This window comes from Amycolatopsis sp. NPDC051758, assembly GCF_044453095.1.
In the GTDB taxonomy this organism is placed as follows: Bacteria; Actinomycetota; Actinomycetes; order Mycobacteriales; family Pseudonocardiaceae; genus Amycolatopsis.
Genome location: NZ_JBITCJ010000005.1, coordinates 340,938 through 356,515 on the forward strand (window position 1 = coordinate 340,938; position 15,578 = coordinate 356,515).

At 71.8% G+C, this 15,578-nt stretch carries 15 protein-coding genes; 13 read left to right on the plus strand and 2 right to left on the minus strand.

What is annotated here, in order from left to right; translation table 11 throughout:
• Positions 1-213 precede the first annotated feature (213 nt).
• From ACIA5G_RS25050 to ACIA5G_RS25105, 12 genes are all read left to right on the plus strand, one after another.
• On the plus strand, positions 214-1,299 hold the full coding sequence (locus ACIA5G_RS25050; protein WP_395927177.1) for a hypothetical protein: 1,086 nt from the start codon (positions 214-216) through the stop codon (positions 1,297-1,299).
• Complete coding sequence (locus ACIA5G_RS25055; RefSeq protein ID WP_395927179.1) at positions 1,300-1,938, plus strand: class F sortase; 639 nt, start codon at positions 1,300-1,302, stop codon at positions 1,936-1,938.
• Positions 1,939-2,017: 79 nt separating this feature from the next.
• The gene (locus tag ACIA5G_RS25060) at positions 2,018-2,671 is read left to right on the plus strand and encodes a class F sortase (protein WP_395927181.1); all 654 of its coding nucleotides are present in this window, start codon (positions 2,018-2,020) and stop codon (positions 2,669-2,671) included.
• A gap of 92 nt (positions 2,672-2,763) precedes the next feature.
• A complete protein-coding gene (locus tag ACIA5G_RS25065) occupies positions 2,764-4,152 on the plus strand; it encodes a glycine--tRNA ligase (protein ID WP_395927183.1) in 1,389 nt (462 codons plus the stop codon).
• Positions 4,153-4,246: 94 nt separating this feature from the next.
• On the plus strand, positions 4,247-5,179 hold the full coding sequence (locus ACIA5G_RS25070; RefSeq protein ID WP_395927185.1) for an ABC transporter ATP-binding protein: 933 nt from the start codon (positions 4,247-4,249) through the stop codon (positions 5,177-5,179).
• Positions 5,176-5,916 carry an ABC transporter permease gene (locus ACIA5G_RS25075; protein ID WP_395927187.1) on the plus strand — a complete coding sequence of 247 codons (741 nt, stop codon included), beginning with the start codon at positions 5,176-5,178 and terminating at the stop codon, positions 5,914-5,916. Before ACIA5G_RS25070 ends, ACIA5G_RS25075 begins: the two co-directional genes overlap by 4 nt.
• A 27-nt stretch (positions 5,917-5,943) precedes the next feature.
• Positions 5,944-7,149 (plus strand): sensor histidine kinase, encoded by a 1,206-nt coding sequence (locus ACIA5G_RS25080; RefSeq protein ID WP_395927189.1) that lies wholly within the window; start codon positions 5,944-5,946, stop codon positions 7,147-7,149.
• Positions 7,146-7,751, plus strand: a complete 606-nt coding sequence (locus tag ACIA5G_RS25085; protein WP_395927191.1) for a DNA-binding response regulator — start codon at positions 7,146-7,148, stop codon at positions 7,749-7,751. Before ACIA5G_RS25080 ends, ACIA5G_RS25085 begins: the two co-directional genes overlap by 4 nt.
• Positions 7,752-7,783: 32 nt before the next feature.
• Entirely contained in the window at positions 7,784-8,437 is a 654-nt protein-coding gene (locus tag ACIA5G_RS25090; protein WP_395927193.1) for a YdcF family protein, read from the plus strand.
• 34 nt (positions 8,438-8,471) lie between these two features.
• Complete coding sequence (locus tag ACIA5G_RS25095; protein ID WP_395927195.1) at positions 8,472-9,749, plus strand: deoxyguanosinetriphosphate triphosphohydrolase; 1,278 nt, start codon at positions 8,472-8,474, stop codon at positions 9,747-9,749.
• A 211-nt stretch (positions 9,750-9,960) separates the two neighbouring features.
• Complete coding sequence (locus tag ACIA5G_RS25100; RefSeq protein ID WP_395927197.1) at positions 9,961-11,055, plus strand: serpin family protein; 1,095 nt, start codon at positions 9,961-9,963, stop codon at positions 11,053-11,055.
• Positions 11,052-12,863, plus strand: a complete 1,812-nt coding sequence (locus ACIA5G_RS25105) for a glycosyl transferase (RefSeq protein ID WP_395927199.1) — start codon at positions 11,052-11,054, stop codon at positions 12,861-12,863. Before ACIA5G_RS25100 ends, ACIA5G_RS25105 begins: the two co-directional genes overlap by 4 nt.
• Positions 12,864-12,867: 4 nt before the next feature.
• On the opposite strand, the gene ACIA5G_RS25110 is transcribed toward ACIA5G_RS25105, so the two are convergent.
• The gene (locus ACIA5G_RS25110; protein WP_395927201.1) at positions 12,868-13,548 is read right to left on the minus strand and encodes an alpha/beta fold hydrolase; all 681 of its coding nucleotides are present in this window, start codon (positions 13,546-13,548) and stop codon (positions 12,868-12,870) included.
• Between the two features lie 49 nt (positions 13,549-13,597).
• On the opposite strand from ACIA5G_RS25110, the gene ACIA5G_RS25115 reads away from it, so the two are divergent.
• Entirely contained in the window at positions 13,598-14,137 is a 540-nt protein-coding gene (locus tag ACIA5G_RS25115; protein WP_395927203.1) for a DinB family protein, read from the plus strand.
• A 1-nt stretch (position 14,138) separates the two neighbouring features.
• On the opposite strand, the gene ACIA5G_RS25120 is transcribed toward ACIA5G_RS25115, so the two are convergent.
• Positions 14,139-15,557, minus strand: coding sequence for a protein kinase (locus ACIA5G_RS25120; RefSeq protein WP_395927205.1), 1,419 nt, complete (start codon positions 15,555-15,557; stop codon positions 14,139-14,141).
• Between the last annotated feature and the right edge of the window lie 21 nt (positions 15,558-15,578).

The window sequence follows — 15,578 nt, forward strand, 5'->3', positions numbered from 1 at the left end:
ACGGCGTCGCCCATCCTAGTGTTCCCCGGCCCGCGTCCCCCTCCGTCACCGGTCCTTGCGGGGTACGGCCGGTCGTATTGCTCCATTCGGGTGAGTTCGTGGAGAATTGGCTCTTCGACTTCGCAACTAGTGGCCGACGGTGCAAGGTGGTCGCGGAGCGTTTCGTCGCTTCTCGTACGCTGGCGACCCGCCCGAGCAGACCCGTGGGGAGACATGACCCGTTTCGTTTCCAAGGCAGCCGTGCTGACGGCCGTGCTGTTCCCGCTGGTCGGGGCCGGGGTGGCCGGTGCGCAGAGCCAGGCCGTCGACGAGAAGACCGGGCCCGTCTCGTTCGCGAACATCGCGTCGGTCCGCATCGGCCCCGAAGGCCAGAAGGGCGGCGCCCTCATCACCGAGACCCAGCGCTCGCCCCTGCTGCCCGGCCAGTCGAAGCTCGGCACGGACCGCGTCTCGGTGCCCAAGGACGACGGCGAGCGCGCCACCTTCGGCGGGCACTACCAGATCGACCTCGGCCGCTACAGCAACGGCAACCCGTACCCGTCGGGCGTCGCGAGCCGGGACCACAACGTCGTCGCCGCACTGCAGGCGACCACCGTGCCCACCGCCGTCGCGGAGACCAGCTACGCGCTGCGCGACACCTGGCAGGGCGGCGCGAAGCCGCTCGACAACACCGTGCTCGTGCTGGAAGGCGCCAAGACCGCGGTGGACTGCACCGGCCCGGCCAAGCTCACCGGCACGTCCTCGGTGTCGCGGCTGTGGGTGCGCCAGGCGGACGGCGGGCTCGGCATCGTCCCGATGCCCGGCGGCAACGCCGGCCTCCAGCTGAGCAACCTGCGCCTCGGCCCGCCGGGCGACATCACGAACGCCGGCAAGGACACCACGGTGTCCGACCTCAAGCTGACCCGCGTCGGCGCGTTCGACCAGCTGATCCGCCAGGACGGCTGGCGCGGGGGCGACTTCACCGCCGTCGCCGGCTGGCGGGTCGAGATCACCACCCACGTCAAGGACGCCTCGGGCGCCGCGCTGCAGGACGTCGTCACGAACATCGTGCTCGGCGGGGTCAGCTGCTCGATCCCGAAGGGGTTCGTCGCGAAGGCGGGCGGCCCGGCGGGCGGCACGAGCGCCACGCAGGCCGCGGTGCCGACGCAGGTCCCGGCCGGGTACCTCGGCGCGGCCGCGCCGGCCACCGACGGTGACGGCTCGCGCGTCCCGCTCGGCATCGGGCTGCTCTTCGGCGGGGTGTTCTTCGCCGCGGTCGCCCTGCTGCTCGGCCGGCGGCGCAAGCCCGGGACGGACTAGGTGCTCCGCACCGGGCTGGCCGCCGTCTCGGCGGCGCTGGCCGTGGCGGCCTTCGCAGCCGGCGTCATCCTGCTGACCTGGCTCCCGCCGACGGCCACCCAGGCCGCGGCGCCCCCGCCCGGCACGCTGCCGGGGGAGAACGCGGCCCCGGCCGTGCTGCCCGCGGACAGCGAGTCCGCCGCGCAGCAGCGCCCGGGCACGGTCCGGCTGCCCGACGGCGCCACCGCGCGGCTGGTCCGCACCGAGCTCACCGACACGGGGGTGCTGCCGATCCCGCGTGGCCTGGGTGACGCCGCCTGGTGGGGCGCGAAGCTGGGCGCGGCCCAGGGCGCTTCGCTGCTTTCCGGGCACGTGAACTGGGAAGGGCAGCGCGGGCCGTTCGACGAGCTCTGGCGGATGCGCGACGGCGACGACGTCAGCGTGGTCGACGCCCGCGGCGGCCGGTGGGTCTACCGGGTCGACGACGCCGTCACGCTGCCGAAGGAGCTGCTGCCGGCGCAGGCCGCGAAGTGGTTCGGGCAGACCGGCCCGCACCGGCTGGTGCTGGTGACCTGCGGCGGCGACTACGTCGGCGGCACCGAGGGGTACGACGAGAACCGCCTGGTCACCGCCACCCTGGTGACGCGCCCCACCGGCTGATCGAGTTCGGTGCAACCTCCGCCGCGGCCCACGGCATGTCTGCCTGTGCACTGGTCACGGAGCGAAGGAGCACAGGCGCATGCAGGAGCAGAACCCGGCGGAGCGGAAGAAGGCTGCCGGCCGCTGGTGGATCGTCGGCGTGGCCGGCGCGTTCGTGATCGCGGCCCTGGTCGCGACCCTGCTCGTGTTCACCGGAAAGGATGAACCTGCCGGCGCGAACGGCACCGGCGAGCCCGTCCCGGCCGCGAACCAGCCGGCGGCGCAGGGCACCCCTCAGGACACGGGGCAGGCCCCGGCGCAGCTGGCGCTGCCCGGCGGCGGCACGGCGAAGCTGATCCAGGAGGACCTCGACGCCGACGGCGCGCTCAAGATCCCCGAAGGCCTCGACGAAGCCGCCTGGTGGGGCGCGAAACTGGGCGCCGACCACGGTGTCGCGCTGCTGTCCGGGCACGTGAACTGGAAGGGCAAGAAGGGCCCGTTCGACGAGCTCTGGCAGGTCAAGCAGGGTCAGGAGGTCAAGCTGACCGACGCCGCGGGCGGCGCGTGGGTGTACCGGGTCGACACGACCGAGACCGTGCACAAGTCCGAGCTGGCCGGCCGGTCGGAGCAGCTGTTCTCCCCGGACGGGCCGCACAAGCTGCTCCTGGTCACCTGCGGCGGCGAGTACGTCGGCGGCAAGGAGGGCTACGAGGACAACCGCGTGGTGACGGCTTCGCTGGTGTCCCGGCCCTGACGAGGCTCACCTGCGCGGAAACCCGGTGGGCCCGGCGGATACCCTTGACGTTCTAGTCCGATAACCGTCCCCGCATGCTTCCGGAGCGTGGAGTGCCCACGAACACCATCGATACCGTAGTCAGCCTGTGCAAGCGCCGTGGTTTCGTCTTCCCCAGCGGAGAGATCTACGGCGGTACCCGCTCGGCGTGGGACTACGGGCCGCTCGGGGTCGAGCTGAAGGACAACATCAAGCGCCAGTGGTGGAAGACCGTCGTGCAGGGCCGTGACGACGTCGTCGGCCTCGACTCGTCGGTGATCCTGCCGCGCCAGGTGTGGGAGGCGTCCGGGCACGTCAAGGTGTTCACCGACCCGCTGATCGAGTGCCTCTCGTGCCACAAGCGGTTCCGCGCGGACCAACTGGCCGAGGAGTACACGGCGCGCAGCGGCAAGGAGACCACCGAGGACGACCTGTCCGACGTGCCCTGCCCGAACTGCGGCACGCGTGGCAAGTACACCGAGCCGCGGGCCTTCAACATGATGCTGAAGACCCACCTCGGCCCGGTGGAGACCGAAGAGGGCCTGCACTACCTCCGCCCGGAGACGGCGCAGGGCATCTTCGTGAACTTCCTCAACGTGCAGACGACGTCGCGGAAGAAGCCGCCGTTCGGCATCGGCCAGATCGGCAAGTCGTTCCGCAACGAGATCACGCCGGGCAACTTCATCTTCCGGACGCGCGAGTTCGAGCAGATGGAGATGGAGTTCTTCGTCGAGCCGGGTGAGGACGAGACCTGGCACCAGTACTGGATCGACCAGCGCACCGAGTGGTACAAGGACCTCGGCATCAAGGCCGAGAACCTGCGCCACTTCGAGCACCCGAAGGAAAAGCTCTCGCACTACGCGAAGCGCACCGTCGACATCGAGTACCGGTTCGCGTTCAACGCCGGGCAGGAGTGGGGCGAGCTCGAGGGCATCGCCAACCGCACCGACTTCGACCTGACCACGCACTCGAACCACTCGGGTGTGGACCTGTCGTTCTTCGACCAGGCGTCCGGCCAGCGCTACCGGCCGTTCGTGATCGAGCCGGCCGCCGGTGTCGGCCGGTCGATGATGGCCTTCCTCGTCGACGCCTACCACGAAGAAGAGGCGCCGACCGCGAAGGGCGGCGTCGAAAAGCGCGTCGTGCTCAAGCTCGACCCGCGGCTTTCGCCGTTCAAGGTCGCGGTGCTGCCGCTGTCGCGCAACGCCGACCTGACCCCGAAGGCGAAGGAGGTCGCCGCGACGCTGCGCAAGCACTGGAACGTCGACTTCGACGACGCCCAGGCGATCGGCCGCCGCTACCGCCGCCAGGACGAGATCGGCACGCCGTACTGCGTCACGGTGGACTTCGACTCGCTCGAGGACAACGCCGTGACGGTGCGCGAGCGCGACACGATGTCGCAGGAGCGCATCGCGATCGACAAGCTCGAGGCCTACCTGGCCGGCCGCCTGATCGGCTGCTGAACCACCCGGGGCCCGGGTACCCCTGACACCTGTCACGGCCAGGACGTGACGCACGGTCTGGGGTCCCGGGCCTCCCGGGCGGCAGCCTGGGGGCATGCGAGAAACAGACAGCCAGGCGGTGGCGGCGGGGGCCGCGGTCCACCTCACCGGCCTGCGGAAACACTACGGCGAGGTGCACGCGGTCGACGGTGTCGACCTGACCATCGCCCCGGGCGAGGTGGTCGCCCTGCTCGGCCCCAACGGCGCCGGCAAGTCCACCACCGTCGACATGATCCTCGGCCTGACCACCCCGGACACCGGCGACGTGCGGGTGTTCGGCCGGAAGCCGATCGACGCCGTCCGCGCCGGGCTGATCGGCGCGATGCTGCAGGGCGGCGCGCTGATGGACGACCTGACCGTCGGCGAGACCGTCGGCATGGTCGCGGCGCTGCACCGGGAGCCGATGCCGGTGGCCGAGGCCCTGCGCGCCGCCGGCATCGAGGAGCTGGCCGGCCGCCGCGCGAACAAGCTGTCGGGCGGGCAGAAGCAGCGTGTCCGCTTCGCCGTCGCCCTGGTCAGCGACCCGGACCTGCTGATCCTCGACGAGCCGACGGCCGCCATGGACGTCGGGACCCGGCGTGAGTTCTGGCAGTCGATGTACGCCTTCACCGAGTCCGGCCGCACGGTCCTGTTCGCCACGCACTACCTCGAAGAGGCCGAGGAGTTCGCCGATCGCGTGGTGCTGATGCGACGCGGCCGTGTCGTCGCCGACGGGAGTGTCGCCGAGGTCCGCGCGCTGGCCGGCGGCCGCACGCTGCGGGCCGCCGTTCCGGGCGCCACCGAAGCCGTCATCGCGGCGCTGCCCGGCGTCAAGGAGTTCGAGCTGCGCGGCGAGCGCGTCGCGATCTCCAGCGGCGACTCCGACACGACGTTGTGGGCGCTCAAGGCCGCGGTCCCGGCCGTGCACGACGTCGAAATCGGCGCCGTCGGCCTCGAAGGCGCCTTCCTGTCCCTGACCGCCGACGACACGGCGGAGGCCGTCCGATGAACTCCACGTACCTGCTCACCGAGATCCGCCGGAACTTCCGGGCGCCGCGGTTCCTGATCTTCGTCGTCGCCTTCCCGGTGCTGATGTTCCTGTTGCAGACCAACGTCTTCGTCAAGGCCGACGCACCCGACCACGCGCAGATCGCCGCCGTGATCATGATCAACATGATGACCTTCGGGACGTTCGCTGCGGCCAACACGAGCGGCGCCCGGCTCGCGCTGGAACGCGCGCTCGGCTGGCAGCGGCAGCTGCGGCTGACCCCGCTCACCGGGCCGGGCTACCTTGCCGGCAAGGGCTTGTCGGGGATGCTCGTCGGGCTGCCCGCGCTGATCCTCGTGCCGGTGCTCGCCGTGACCGTGGAAGGGGTGCACCTCGACGCCGGCGGCTGGGTCCGGATCTTCGCCGGGATCTGGCTCGGCACCATCCCGCTGGTGCTGCTCGGCCTGCTGATCGGGCAGTTCGGCACGCCGGAGTCGATGCAGCCGATCAGCATGCTGGTCACCCTCGGCATGGGCTTCCTGGGCGGGCTGTGGATCCCGATCGAGGGCATGCCGGGCTGGCTGCACGACGTCGCGCAGATCATGCCGACCTACTGGGTGCTGCAGCTGGCCAGGCCCGCGGTGACCACCGACCTGGTGGTGTCGCTGCCCCAGGCCGCGGGGGTGCTCGCGGCCTGGACGGTGGTGCTCGGAGCACTGGTGATCAGGCGTTACCGTAAGGACAGCGCCCGCGTCTGAGGGCCGGGCGAGGACGAGGAACGGGCGATGGCCGAGGACGACGTGAACCAGAGGTTCGGGCTGGGCAACCGGGAGACCTGGTGGGAGGACCCGCCGCGCGGCCGGCACGGGGGCGGGCCGGACAAGGTCCGGTGGCCGTTCCTGTCGATCGTGTTCACCCTGCCCTACCTCATCCCGGTGACGAAGTCGCTGCTGGCGAGAGATCCGGTGACCCCTTGGGTCGTGGTGATGTGGGTGCTCGTCTACGGCGTGGCGGTCTCCTACGCGCTCTTCCCGGTGGCGTTCGAGCGCAGCCGCCGGTTCCGCTTCGGCTACAGCGCGGGGATGCTCGTCCTCGGGCTCGCCGTGGTCGCCGCGACGGGGGCCAGCCCGTTCGTCCTGCTCTACGGCACCGCAGCCCTGGTGTTCCTGCTGCCGCTGGCGTGGGTGGTGATCTTCGACGGCGGGGCGCTGGTGCTGGCGGCCGGGGTCCTGCTGCTGGACGGCCGGTTCGCCGACAACTACGGCGACCTGATCACCGTCGGGTCGGTGACGATGGCGATGTTCTTCATGTCCAGCCTGGTCCGCGCGGTCCGGCGGCTGCAGCTGGCCAACGAGGAGATCGCCACGCTCGCCGTCACGAACGAACGCCAGCGGGTCGCCCGTGACCTGCACGACCTGCTCGGGCACAGCCTCACCACGATCACCGTCAAGGCGGGGCTGGCCCGGCGGGTGCTGGAGAGCTCGGGGGACATCCCGCGCGCCGTGCAGGAGATCCGCGAGGTCGAAAGCCTGACGCGCAGTGCGCTCTCCGACGTCCGGGCGACCGTGTCGGAGTACCGCGAGGTGTCGCTGTCCGCGGAGCTGGTCGGGGCCCGGGCGGCGCTGCGGGCCGCGGAGATCGACGCCGACCTGCCGAACGCCGTCGACAACGTCCGGCCGGAGTTCCAGAACACCTTCGGCTACGTGCTGCGGGAAGCCGTGACGAACGTGCTGCGGCACTCCGGCGCGAAGCAGGTGAAGGTGAACCTCGGCGACACCTGGCTGGAGATCGAGGACAACGGCACCGCCACCGACGTCGTCGCGGGCAACGGCCTGCGCGGGCTGGGCGAGCGGCTGGCCGCGGTCGGGGGGACGTTGCGGACGTCGGTCCGGCCCGGGGGAGGATTGCTGGTGCGGGCGGAGATCCCGCTGCCGGAACCGCGCGCGGCCGCCCCGGCCGTGCGGGCCGAACCCGCGGGAGGACTCGCTTGATCCGGGTGTTGCTGGCCGACGACCAGGCCATGGTGCGCGGCGCGCTGGCGACCGTGCTCGGCCTCGAGCACGACATCGAGGTGGTCGGGCAGGTCGGCTCCGGCGACGAGGTGGTGGCCGCCGCGCGTGAGGCCAAGCCCGACGTCGCCCTGCTGGACGTGCAGATGCCGGGCAAGGACGGCCTGGAAGCGGCGGCCGACCTGCGGGCCGCGCTCCCGTCGTGCCGCGTGATCATCTGCACGACGTTCGGCCGTCCCGGTTACCTGGCCCGCGCGATGGCGGCGGGCGCGGCCGGCTTCGTCGTCAAGGACGCCCCGCCCGAGCAGCTCGTCGAAGCCGTCCGGCGGGTCCACAGTGGACTCCGGGTGGTGGACCCGGCGCTGGCCGCGGAATCCCTCGCCACCGGCGCCAGCCCGCTTACCGGGCGCGAGCGGGACGTCCTGCGGGAGGCCAAGGACGGCAGCACGGTCGCCGACGTCGCCCGTGCGCTGCACCTGTCGGAAGGGACCGTCCGCAACCACCTGTCCGCGGCGATCGGCAAGACCGGCGCCCGGACGCGGGCCGAGGCGGTGCGGGTCTCGGAGGAGCGCGGCTGGCTCTGAGCGGCCGGTGGCCTTCTGACAAGATGGGCCGGGTGGGTACCGCTGAACGCACCAAACCGTCGCGCGCGAGCTGGGCACGCCGGATCGCCTTCGGCACGGTCCTCATGCTGCTCACGCTCGTCGGCGGCACGGCGTTCCGGATCTGGCAGGTCGCCCGCGAGAACGACCGGACGCAGGCCGACGTCATCGTGGTACTGGGCGCGGCCCAGTACAACGGCAAGCCGTCGGACATCTACGCGGCGCGGCTGACCAAGGCGAAGCAGCTCTACGACGCGGGGGTCGCGAAGACGATCGTCACCGCGGGCGGCAAGAAGGCCGAGGACAACTTCACCGAGGCGAGGGCCGGGCAGCTGTGGCTCACCCGGCGCGGCGTGCCGGCGACGGCGACGCTGGCCGTCGGGGAGGGCAGCGACACGCTGCGCAGCCTCCGCGCGGTCGCCCAGCAGGTCGAGGCCCGCGACTGGCACACGGCGGTGCTGGTCAGCGACCCTTGGCACTCCTTCCGGGCCCGCACGATGGCCGACGACCTGGGGCTGGACGCCTGGACCGCGCCGACGCACAGCGGGCCGATCGTGCAGGAGCGCGTCACCCAGGTGCGCTACATCATCCGCGAGACCGGCGCGCTGCTGTACTACCGCGTCACGAAGACACCGGCCGACGACCTGTTCGCCACGTTCCTCGGCTGACGTTCTTGTCGGTCCGCCCGCCTAAGCTGACCGGGTGGACGAGGGTTACACCGAGCACGACACCGCCCGCCTGCTGCCGGAGCCGGCGAAGGGCGCGGCGCTGCCCGGCACGCGCGCGGACGGGCGCAGCGCGTTTTCCCGCGACCGGGCGCGCGTGCTGCACTCCGCCGCACTGCGGCGGCTCGCCGGCAAGACCCAGGTGGTCGGGCCGGGCGAGGGCGCCGAAGTCACCGGCGTGCCGCGCACCCGGCTGACGCACTCGCTGGAGGTCGCGCAGATCGGCCGGGGCATCGCCGAGGAGCTGGGCGCCGACCCGGACCTGGCCGACACCGCGGGGCTGGCGCACGACATCGGGCACCCGCCGTTCGGGCACAACGGCGAACGCGCGCTCGACGAGGTGGCCGCGGCGTGCGGCGGCTTCGAAGGCAACGCGCAGACGGTGCGCATCCTCACCCGCCTGGAGCCGAAGCTACTGGGTGACGACGGCAGCACGGCCGGGCTCAACCTGACCCGGGCCTGCCTCGACGCGACCACGAAGTACCCGTGGGAGCGCAAGCCCGGGCAGGCGAAGTACGGGGTGTACGCGGACGACGCGCCGGTGTTCGCCTGGTTCCGCGAAGGTGCTCCGGCGGAGCAGACCTGCCTGGAAGCGCAGATCATGGACTGGGCCGACGACGTCGCGTACTCGGTGCACGACGTCGAAGACGGGGTGCTGGCCGGCCGGATCAAGCTGGGCGTGCTCGCCCGCCCGGACGAGCGCGCCGCCGTCGCCGAGGCCGCGGCGAAGCACTTCTCCGGCCAGTCGGTGTCCACTTTGGAGGGTGCGGCGACGGAGCTGCTGGCCCTGCCGGTGGTGGCGGCGCTGGCATCGGCGACGCCGGACGGCTCACCGGGCGCGCAGGTCGCCCTGAAGCGGCTGACCAGCGAGCTCGTCGGACGGTTCACGACGGCCGCGGTCACCGGCACGCGGGCGAAGTTCGGCGAGGGGCCGCTTCGCCGTTACGAGGCCCGGCTCGCCGTGCCGGAGCAGGTCGCGGCCGAGGTGGCCCTGCTGAAGGCGCTGGCCCTGCGGTACGTGATGAGCGACCGGCGCCGGCTGGCGATGCAGGAGGGCCAGCGCGAGCTGCTGGCGGAGCTGGTGCACGCGCTCGCGCGACGGGCCCCGGAGTCGCTCGACCCGCTGTTCGTCCCGGCCTGGAACGCCGCGAGCGACGACGCCGGCCTGCTGCGGGTGGTCATCGACCAGGTCGCTTCGCTCACCGATGCCCAAGCCCACGTCTGGTACTCCTGGCACGTCACCCGCCTGCACTGACCCGCGAGTCGTCCGTCCAGGTACGCGAACCGACCCTCCAGGTACGCGAGCCGACCCTCCAGGTACGCGAGTCGTCCGTCCAGGTACGCGAGCCGACCCTCGGGGGCTCCTAGCATCCGGCAGTGGGCCATCCGGTGGGGGATTTGTCACCGGTGGGCGGAGTTCCGCGTAGCCGGTCGACGGGGTCGGCCGTTCCGGTAGTCTCGCCCGCATGGCCACGGACAGCCACCTCCGGTTCGCCCTCGCCGTCCACGCGGCCCTCGGTGCCGAGGGCGGGAACTCCTGTTTCTCGCCGTATTCGGTGGCCAGTGCGCTGACGCTGGCCGCCCTGGGCGCGCGCGGCCGCACTCGCGAGGAGCTCGTTGCGCTGCTGGGCGACCCGGCCGAGCAGACCGCCCTGCTGCGGGACGCCGCCCAGCTCGTCGAAGAGGCTCGCGGCGCCGAACAGCCCGAGCTGGCCGTCGCGAACACGCTGTGGGCCGACGAGCGGCTCCCGCTCGAAGACTCCTTCAAGGCGGAGCTCGCCGGGTGGCCCGGGGCCGCCGTCGCGAGCGCGCCGTTCGAGAAGGAGCCCGAAGCCGCTCGCGCGCTGATCAACGAAGACGTCAGCCGCACGACGCACGGGCTGATCCCGCAGCTGCTGCCGCCGGGCTCGATCGACGCCGACATCGCGGCTGTGCTGGTCAACGCGCTGTACCTCAAAGCCGCGTGGATGAAGCCGTTCCGCGAGGCCAACACCTCGGACGCGCCGTTCCACGCGCCGTCCGGCACGCGTGACGTGCCGACCATGTGGCTCGGCGAAAGCGTGGGCTACGCGCACACCGGCGGCTGGCAGGCGGTGCAGCTGGCCGCGGCCGGTGGACTGCAGGCCGTCGTGCTGCTGCCGGACGCCGGCCTCGCCGAGGCCGAAGCGGCGCTCGACCAGGCCGCGCTGTCGAGCCTGCTCGGCGAAATCCGCTTCAAGCCGGTGGAACTCGCGCTCCCCAAGGTTTCGCTCGACATCCCCAGCTCGCTCACCCGGGTGCTGGGCGGCCTCGGCGTGCGCACGATGTTCACCGACGAGGCCGACCTGAGCGGGCTCTCCCCGGACCCGCGGCTGGCCGTGTCCGAGGTGCTGCACCAGGCCGTCCTGCGCGTGGACGAACAGGGTTTCGAAGGCGCCGCGGCGACCGCGCTGACCATGCGCCTGACCTCGATGATCGTCGACGAACCGGTTGCCGTCACGGTGGACCGGCCGTTCCTGCTGCTGGTCCGGCACGCCGGCACCGGGGCTGTCTACTTCCTCGCCAGGGTGGTCGAACCGTGAGCTTGAAGTCCGAAGCCGTGCCCGAGCTCGTCCCACCCGCCCCCGAGCCACCCGCCGGCCCGAAGCGCTGGGCGTGGCAGGACTCCGCGATCGCCGGCGGCTACCTGCTCTTCACGATCCTGCTCTACAACGGGCTGTGGTTCGACCTCAAGCGCGGCTACCTGTGGAACGGCGCGGCCGACCAGAGCCAGTGGGAGTGGTACTCGACGGTCGTCGCGAAGTCCGTCCTGCACTTCCAGAACCCGTTCACCACCGACCTGCAGAACTACCCGCTCGGCGTCAACATGGCGGCGAACGCGGCGATGTTCGGCCTCAACATCCCCCTCGCCCCGCTCACGCTGACCTTCGGTGCGACGCTGACCTGGGCGATCGTGCTCACCGCCGGGCTCGCCAGCACCGCGATCGGCTGGTACTGGGTGTTCTCCCGCCACCTGGTGCCGAACCGGACGGCGGCCGCGATCGGCGGCGCGTTCTGCGGGTTCGCCCCGCCGATGATCTCGCACGGCAACGCGCACCCGAACTTCGTCGTGCTGTTCGTGCTGCCGTTCATCGCGCTCAAGACGATCCAGCTCGCCCACGGCGAACGCCCGGTGCGCAACGGCATCTTCCTCGGGCTGCTCGTCGCGTGGCAGATCCTGCTGGGCGAAGAGCCGCTGGCCATCTTCGCGCTGACGTTCATCGTGTTCGCCGTCGCGTACCTGATCCCGCGCCGTGGCGAGATCCGCGGCATGCTGGCGCCGCTGGCCAAGGGGGTCGGCATCGGCGCGGTGGTCGCGCTGCTGATCGCCGGGTTCCCGCTGTACTGGCAGTTCTTCGGCCCGCAGAGCTTCCATTCGCTGCTGCACGGCCCGGCGGGCAACGACACGGCGGCGTTCACGCGCTTCGCGACGCAGTCGATCGCGGGCGCGCCCGAGGCCGCCGCCGACGTGTCGATGAACCGGACCGAGGAGAACGCGTTCTTCGGCTGGCCGCTGATCGTGCTCATGGTGGTGCTCACCATCTGGCTCTGGCGCGACGTGGTTTCGCGGGCGCTCGCGATCACCATGTACGTGATGGCGTTCCTTTCGCTGGGTGTCGAGATCACGGTGGCGCACGAAGACACCGGGATCCCCGGGCTGTGGAAGTGGCTGGGGCAGCTGCCCTTGCTCGACTCCCTGCTGGAGTCCCGGCTGGCGATGGGCTGCATCCCCGTGGTGGGCGCGCTCCTGGCGATCGCGACACACCGCGTCTGGACGGCCGCCGCCGAGCAGCCGGAGCCGCTCGAGGGCAAGCCCCGCTTCCCGCTGCGCATGATCTGGGTCGGCGCGCTGGTGGCGGTGCTGCTCCCGATCGCGCCGACCGAGCTGGTGACGCACGAGCGGCCGCTGTCGCCGTCGTTCTTCGCCGACGGCACCTGGCGCCAGTACGTCGCCCCCGGCGGCTCGCTCGTGCCGGTGCCGCTGCCGAGCACCGGCGAGGCGGAGCCGCTGCACTGGCAGGTCGACGCCGGCCTCGGTTACCCGATGCCGGAAGGCTACTTCGTCGGCCCGACGTCACCGGACGACCGCCGCGGCCGCTACGGCGCGGTGCCACTCCCGACGTCGGACCTGTTCGCCGAGGTCGAGCGAACCGGCCAGGCGGCGGACGTCACCGAAGCCGACCGGACGCAGGCCCTCGCGGATCTGCGGCAGTGGAAGGCATCGGTGCTCGTGGTGGGCCCGCGGCAGAACCAGGAAGCGCTGAAGTCCACTGTGGAGCTGCTGCTGCGGAAACCCGCGGAGTTCATCGGCGGGGTGTGGATCTGGGACGTCCGCGCGCTGACGGCGTGAGCGCTCAACCGGCCGCCACGAGGATCCGGGCCAGCTCTTCGGGCTGCGAGAACATCGGCCAGTGACCGGTGTTCATCTCGACCAGCTCCCAGCGTTCGCCGGCGAGCAGCTCGAGGACGTCCGGGCTCGGGGTCTCGCCGTCGAGCAGGCACTTGATGTAGGTGGCCGGGAGTTCGCCCAGGGGCCGGCTCAGCACCGCCGGTTCGGTCAGGGACGCCGCCGGGTGCGGGGTCGAGCCGTCGACGATGCGGGTGATCTGATCGTCCGAAAGTCCTTGCCCCGCGTAGTCTTCCGCCGTCAGGGGTGGCCAGAAACCGCTGTCCTTGAGGGCGGTCACGCGCTCCGTGCTCCAATACGTGGCGAACGCTTCGCCGTCGGCCGGGACGTTCGAGTCGACGAACACCGCGCGTTTCAGCCGGTCGCCGATCCGCTCGGCCGCCTGCCCGGCCGGGATGCCCGAGTAACTGTGCCCCACCACCACGACATCCCGCAGGTCGCCGCGCTCGACGACGTCGACGATGTCCTGGACGTGGATCTGCTGCCCGGCCGGCACCTCATGCCGCTCGGCGAGACCGGACAGGGTCACGGCATGGGCGCCGTGACCAGCTTTTCGCAGCGCGGGAACCACGTCGTCCCACGCCCACGAGCCGAGCCAGGCGCCGGCGACCAGTACGAATTCAGCCATGACCCGAACCTAGTGGAGGGCACCGACAATTTCGGTAGAGTCGGCGCCCGTGACCTCAGTGGACGAACAGGGCCGGCCCGAACCGCCCTTCGACGGTGACGAAGCCGCGACCCTCGTCGGGTTCCTCGACTTCCACCGCGCGACGGTGGCCTGGAAGTGCGCCGGCCTGGACGCGGCCGGCCTGCGCGCGACACTCGCACCGTCCACCGTGACGCTCGGCGGGCTGCTCAAGCACCTGGCCTACGTCGAGGACAACTGGTTCTCGCGGGTGCTGTTCGACCGCGAGCGCGCGGCTCCTTTCGACGCGGTGGACTGGACGGAAACCCCCGACTGGGACTGGGATTCCGCCGCGGACGACACACCGGAGCAGCTCCTGGCGCTGTGGGAGGAGGCCGTCGCGCGCTCGCGGGCGGCTTTGGTGGAAGCGCTGGCGAACGGCGACCTGTCCCAGCGCGCGCGACGTCCGTTGCGCGACGGCAGCACGCCGAGCCTGCGCTGGATCCTGGTGCACATGGTCGAGGAGTACTGCCGCCACAACGGCCACGCCGACCTCATCCGCGAGTCCATCGACGGCAGCACGGGCGAGTAGCTCAGCGGTTCTTGCCCACCGAATCGGCGTCGATGCACAGGTGGCCGTCCACCATCGCGATCCCGAGGACGTGCGTCTCGGTGACGGCCGCGCGGCCGTCGCGGTAGTGCAGCCGGATGCGCGCGGTCACCGCGCTGCCCGCCACCGCCGGCGTGCCGACGACCTCGGCGCCGCTGAACTTGCTCCAGAACTTGTCGTAGCTGTCCCGGGTCCGCAGGCGCAGGTTCGGGCCGATCAGGTCCCAGCCGGCGTCGGTGTCGGGCATCAGCCCGTAGTAGTGGACGACGAACCCGGCGACGTCACCCGGCGACGGCCGGCTCGCGCTCGCCGTCGTCACCGCGACCGGGACGGTGGTGCCGGCCGCCGGTGTGGTGGTGCGGACCGGGCCGGGCGCGGCCATCGGCGCCGACGTCGGTGTTCCGGCCGGGGTCCGTGACAGCAGGGCGGGCAGCGCGATCAGTGCGCCCACTCCGCCGAGCAGGACGACCAGCGCGAGCGTGAGCGCGACGGCGACACCGGTCTTGCGCCGCGGTGCGGCGTCCGGTTCGACCTGGGTGAAGGTCCGGGTCGGGGCCGGTGGCGCCGGGAAGCCGCTCCGTGTCGGCGACGAGCCCAGCGCGGCCTTCGCGCCGGCCGCGAGAGCCGTGGCGGTGGGGTACCGGTCGTCCGGGCTCTTCGCCATTCCCCGGGCCACCACGCCGTCGAGGGCCCCGGGAATTCCCGGGGACAGCTGGCTCGGGCGTGGCGGCGCCTGGTTCAGATGGGCGTTGAGCAGGGACGCCGCTGTCGCCGCGGCGAAGGGTTTGGTGGCGGTCAGGCACTGGTACAGCACGCACGCCAGGGCGTAGACGTCGACACGCTGGTCCGGCCGGGCGCCGGTGAACCGTTCGGGTGCCATGTAGTCGAGCGTGCCGATCGCCGCGCCCGCGCCGGTCAGCCCGGTTGCCGACTCCTGCGACCGGGCGATCCCGAAGTCCACCAGGTAGGCGAACCCGGTGCCGTTCAAGAGGATGTTCGACGGCTTGACATCCCGGTGGACCAGGCCTTCGGCGTGCGCGGCGGTGAGGGCCTGCGCGATCTGGCCGACCACGTCGACGGCTTCGGCAGGTTCCATCGGCCCGCGCGTGGCGAGCCGCGTCGCCAGGTCTTCGCCTTCGACGAGCTGCATGTCCAGGTAGAGCCGGCCGTCGATTTCCCCGAACGAGTGAATCGGCACGATGTGCGGCTCGCGCAGCCGGGCCGCGGAGTGCGCTTCGCGGCGAAAGCGTTCGCGATACTCCTCGTCCGCGGCGAGGTGGGGCGGCAGCACCTTCAAGGCGACAACCCGGTCGAGCCGCGTGTCGTAGGCCCGCAGGACCTCGCCCATGCCGCCGCGCGCGATCGGCCGTTCGATCCGGTACGGCCCGAATTCCGAGTTCACGTGACTCCTTCGCAGGCGGAT

Coding starts and splice junctions, on each gene's coding strand:
- ACIA5G_RS25070 (WP_395927185.1), top strand. CDS start 4,247: ATGCGAGAAACAGACAGCCAGGCGGTGGCGGCGGGGGCCGCGGTCCAC.
- ACIA5G_RS25080 (WP_395927189.1), top strand. CDS start 5,944: ATGGCCGAGGACGACGTGAACCAGAGGTTCGGGCTGGGCAACCGGGAG.
- ACIA5G_RS25100 (WP_395927197.1), top strand. CDS start 9,961: ATGGCCACGGACAGCCACCTCCGGTTCGCCCTCGCCGTCCACGCGGCC.
- ACIA5G_RS25050 (WP_395927177.1), top strand. CDS start 214: ATGACCCGTTTCGTTTCCAAGGCAGCCGTGCTGACGGCCGTGCTGTTC.
- ACIA5G_RS25075 (WP_395927187.1), top strand. CDS start 5,176: ATGAACTCCACGTACCTGCTCACCGAGATCCGCCGGAACTTCCGGGCG.
- ACIA5G_RS25060 (WP_395927181.1), top strand. CDS start 2,018: ATGCAGGAGCAGAACCCGGCGGAGCGGAAGAAGGCTGCCGGCCGCTGG.
- ACIA5G_RS25110 (WP_395927201.1), bottom strand. CDS start 13,548: ATGGCTGAATTCGTACTGGTCGCCGGCGCCTGGCTCGGCTCGTGGGCG.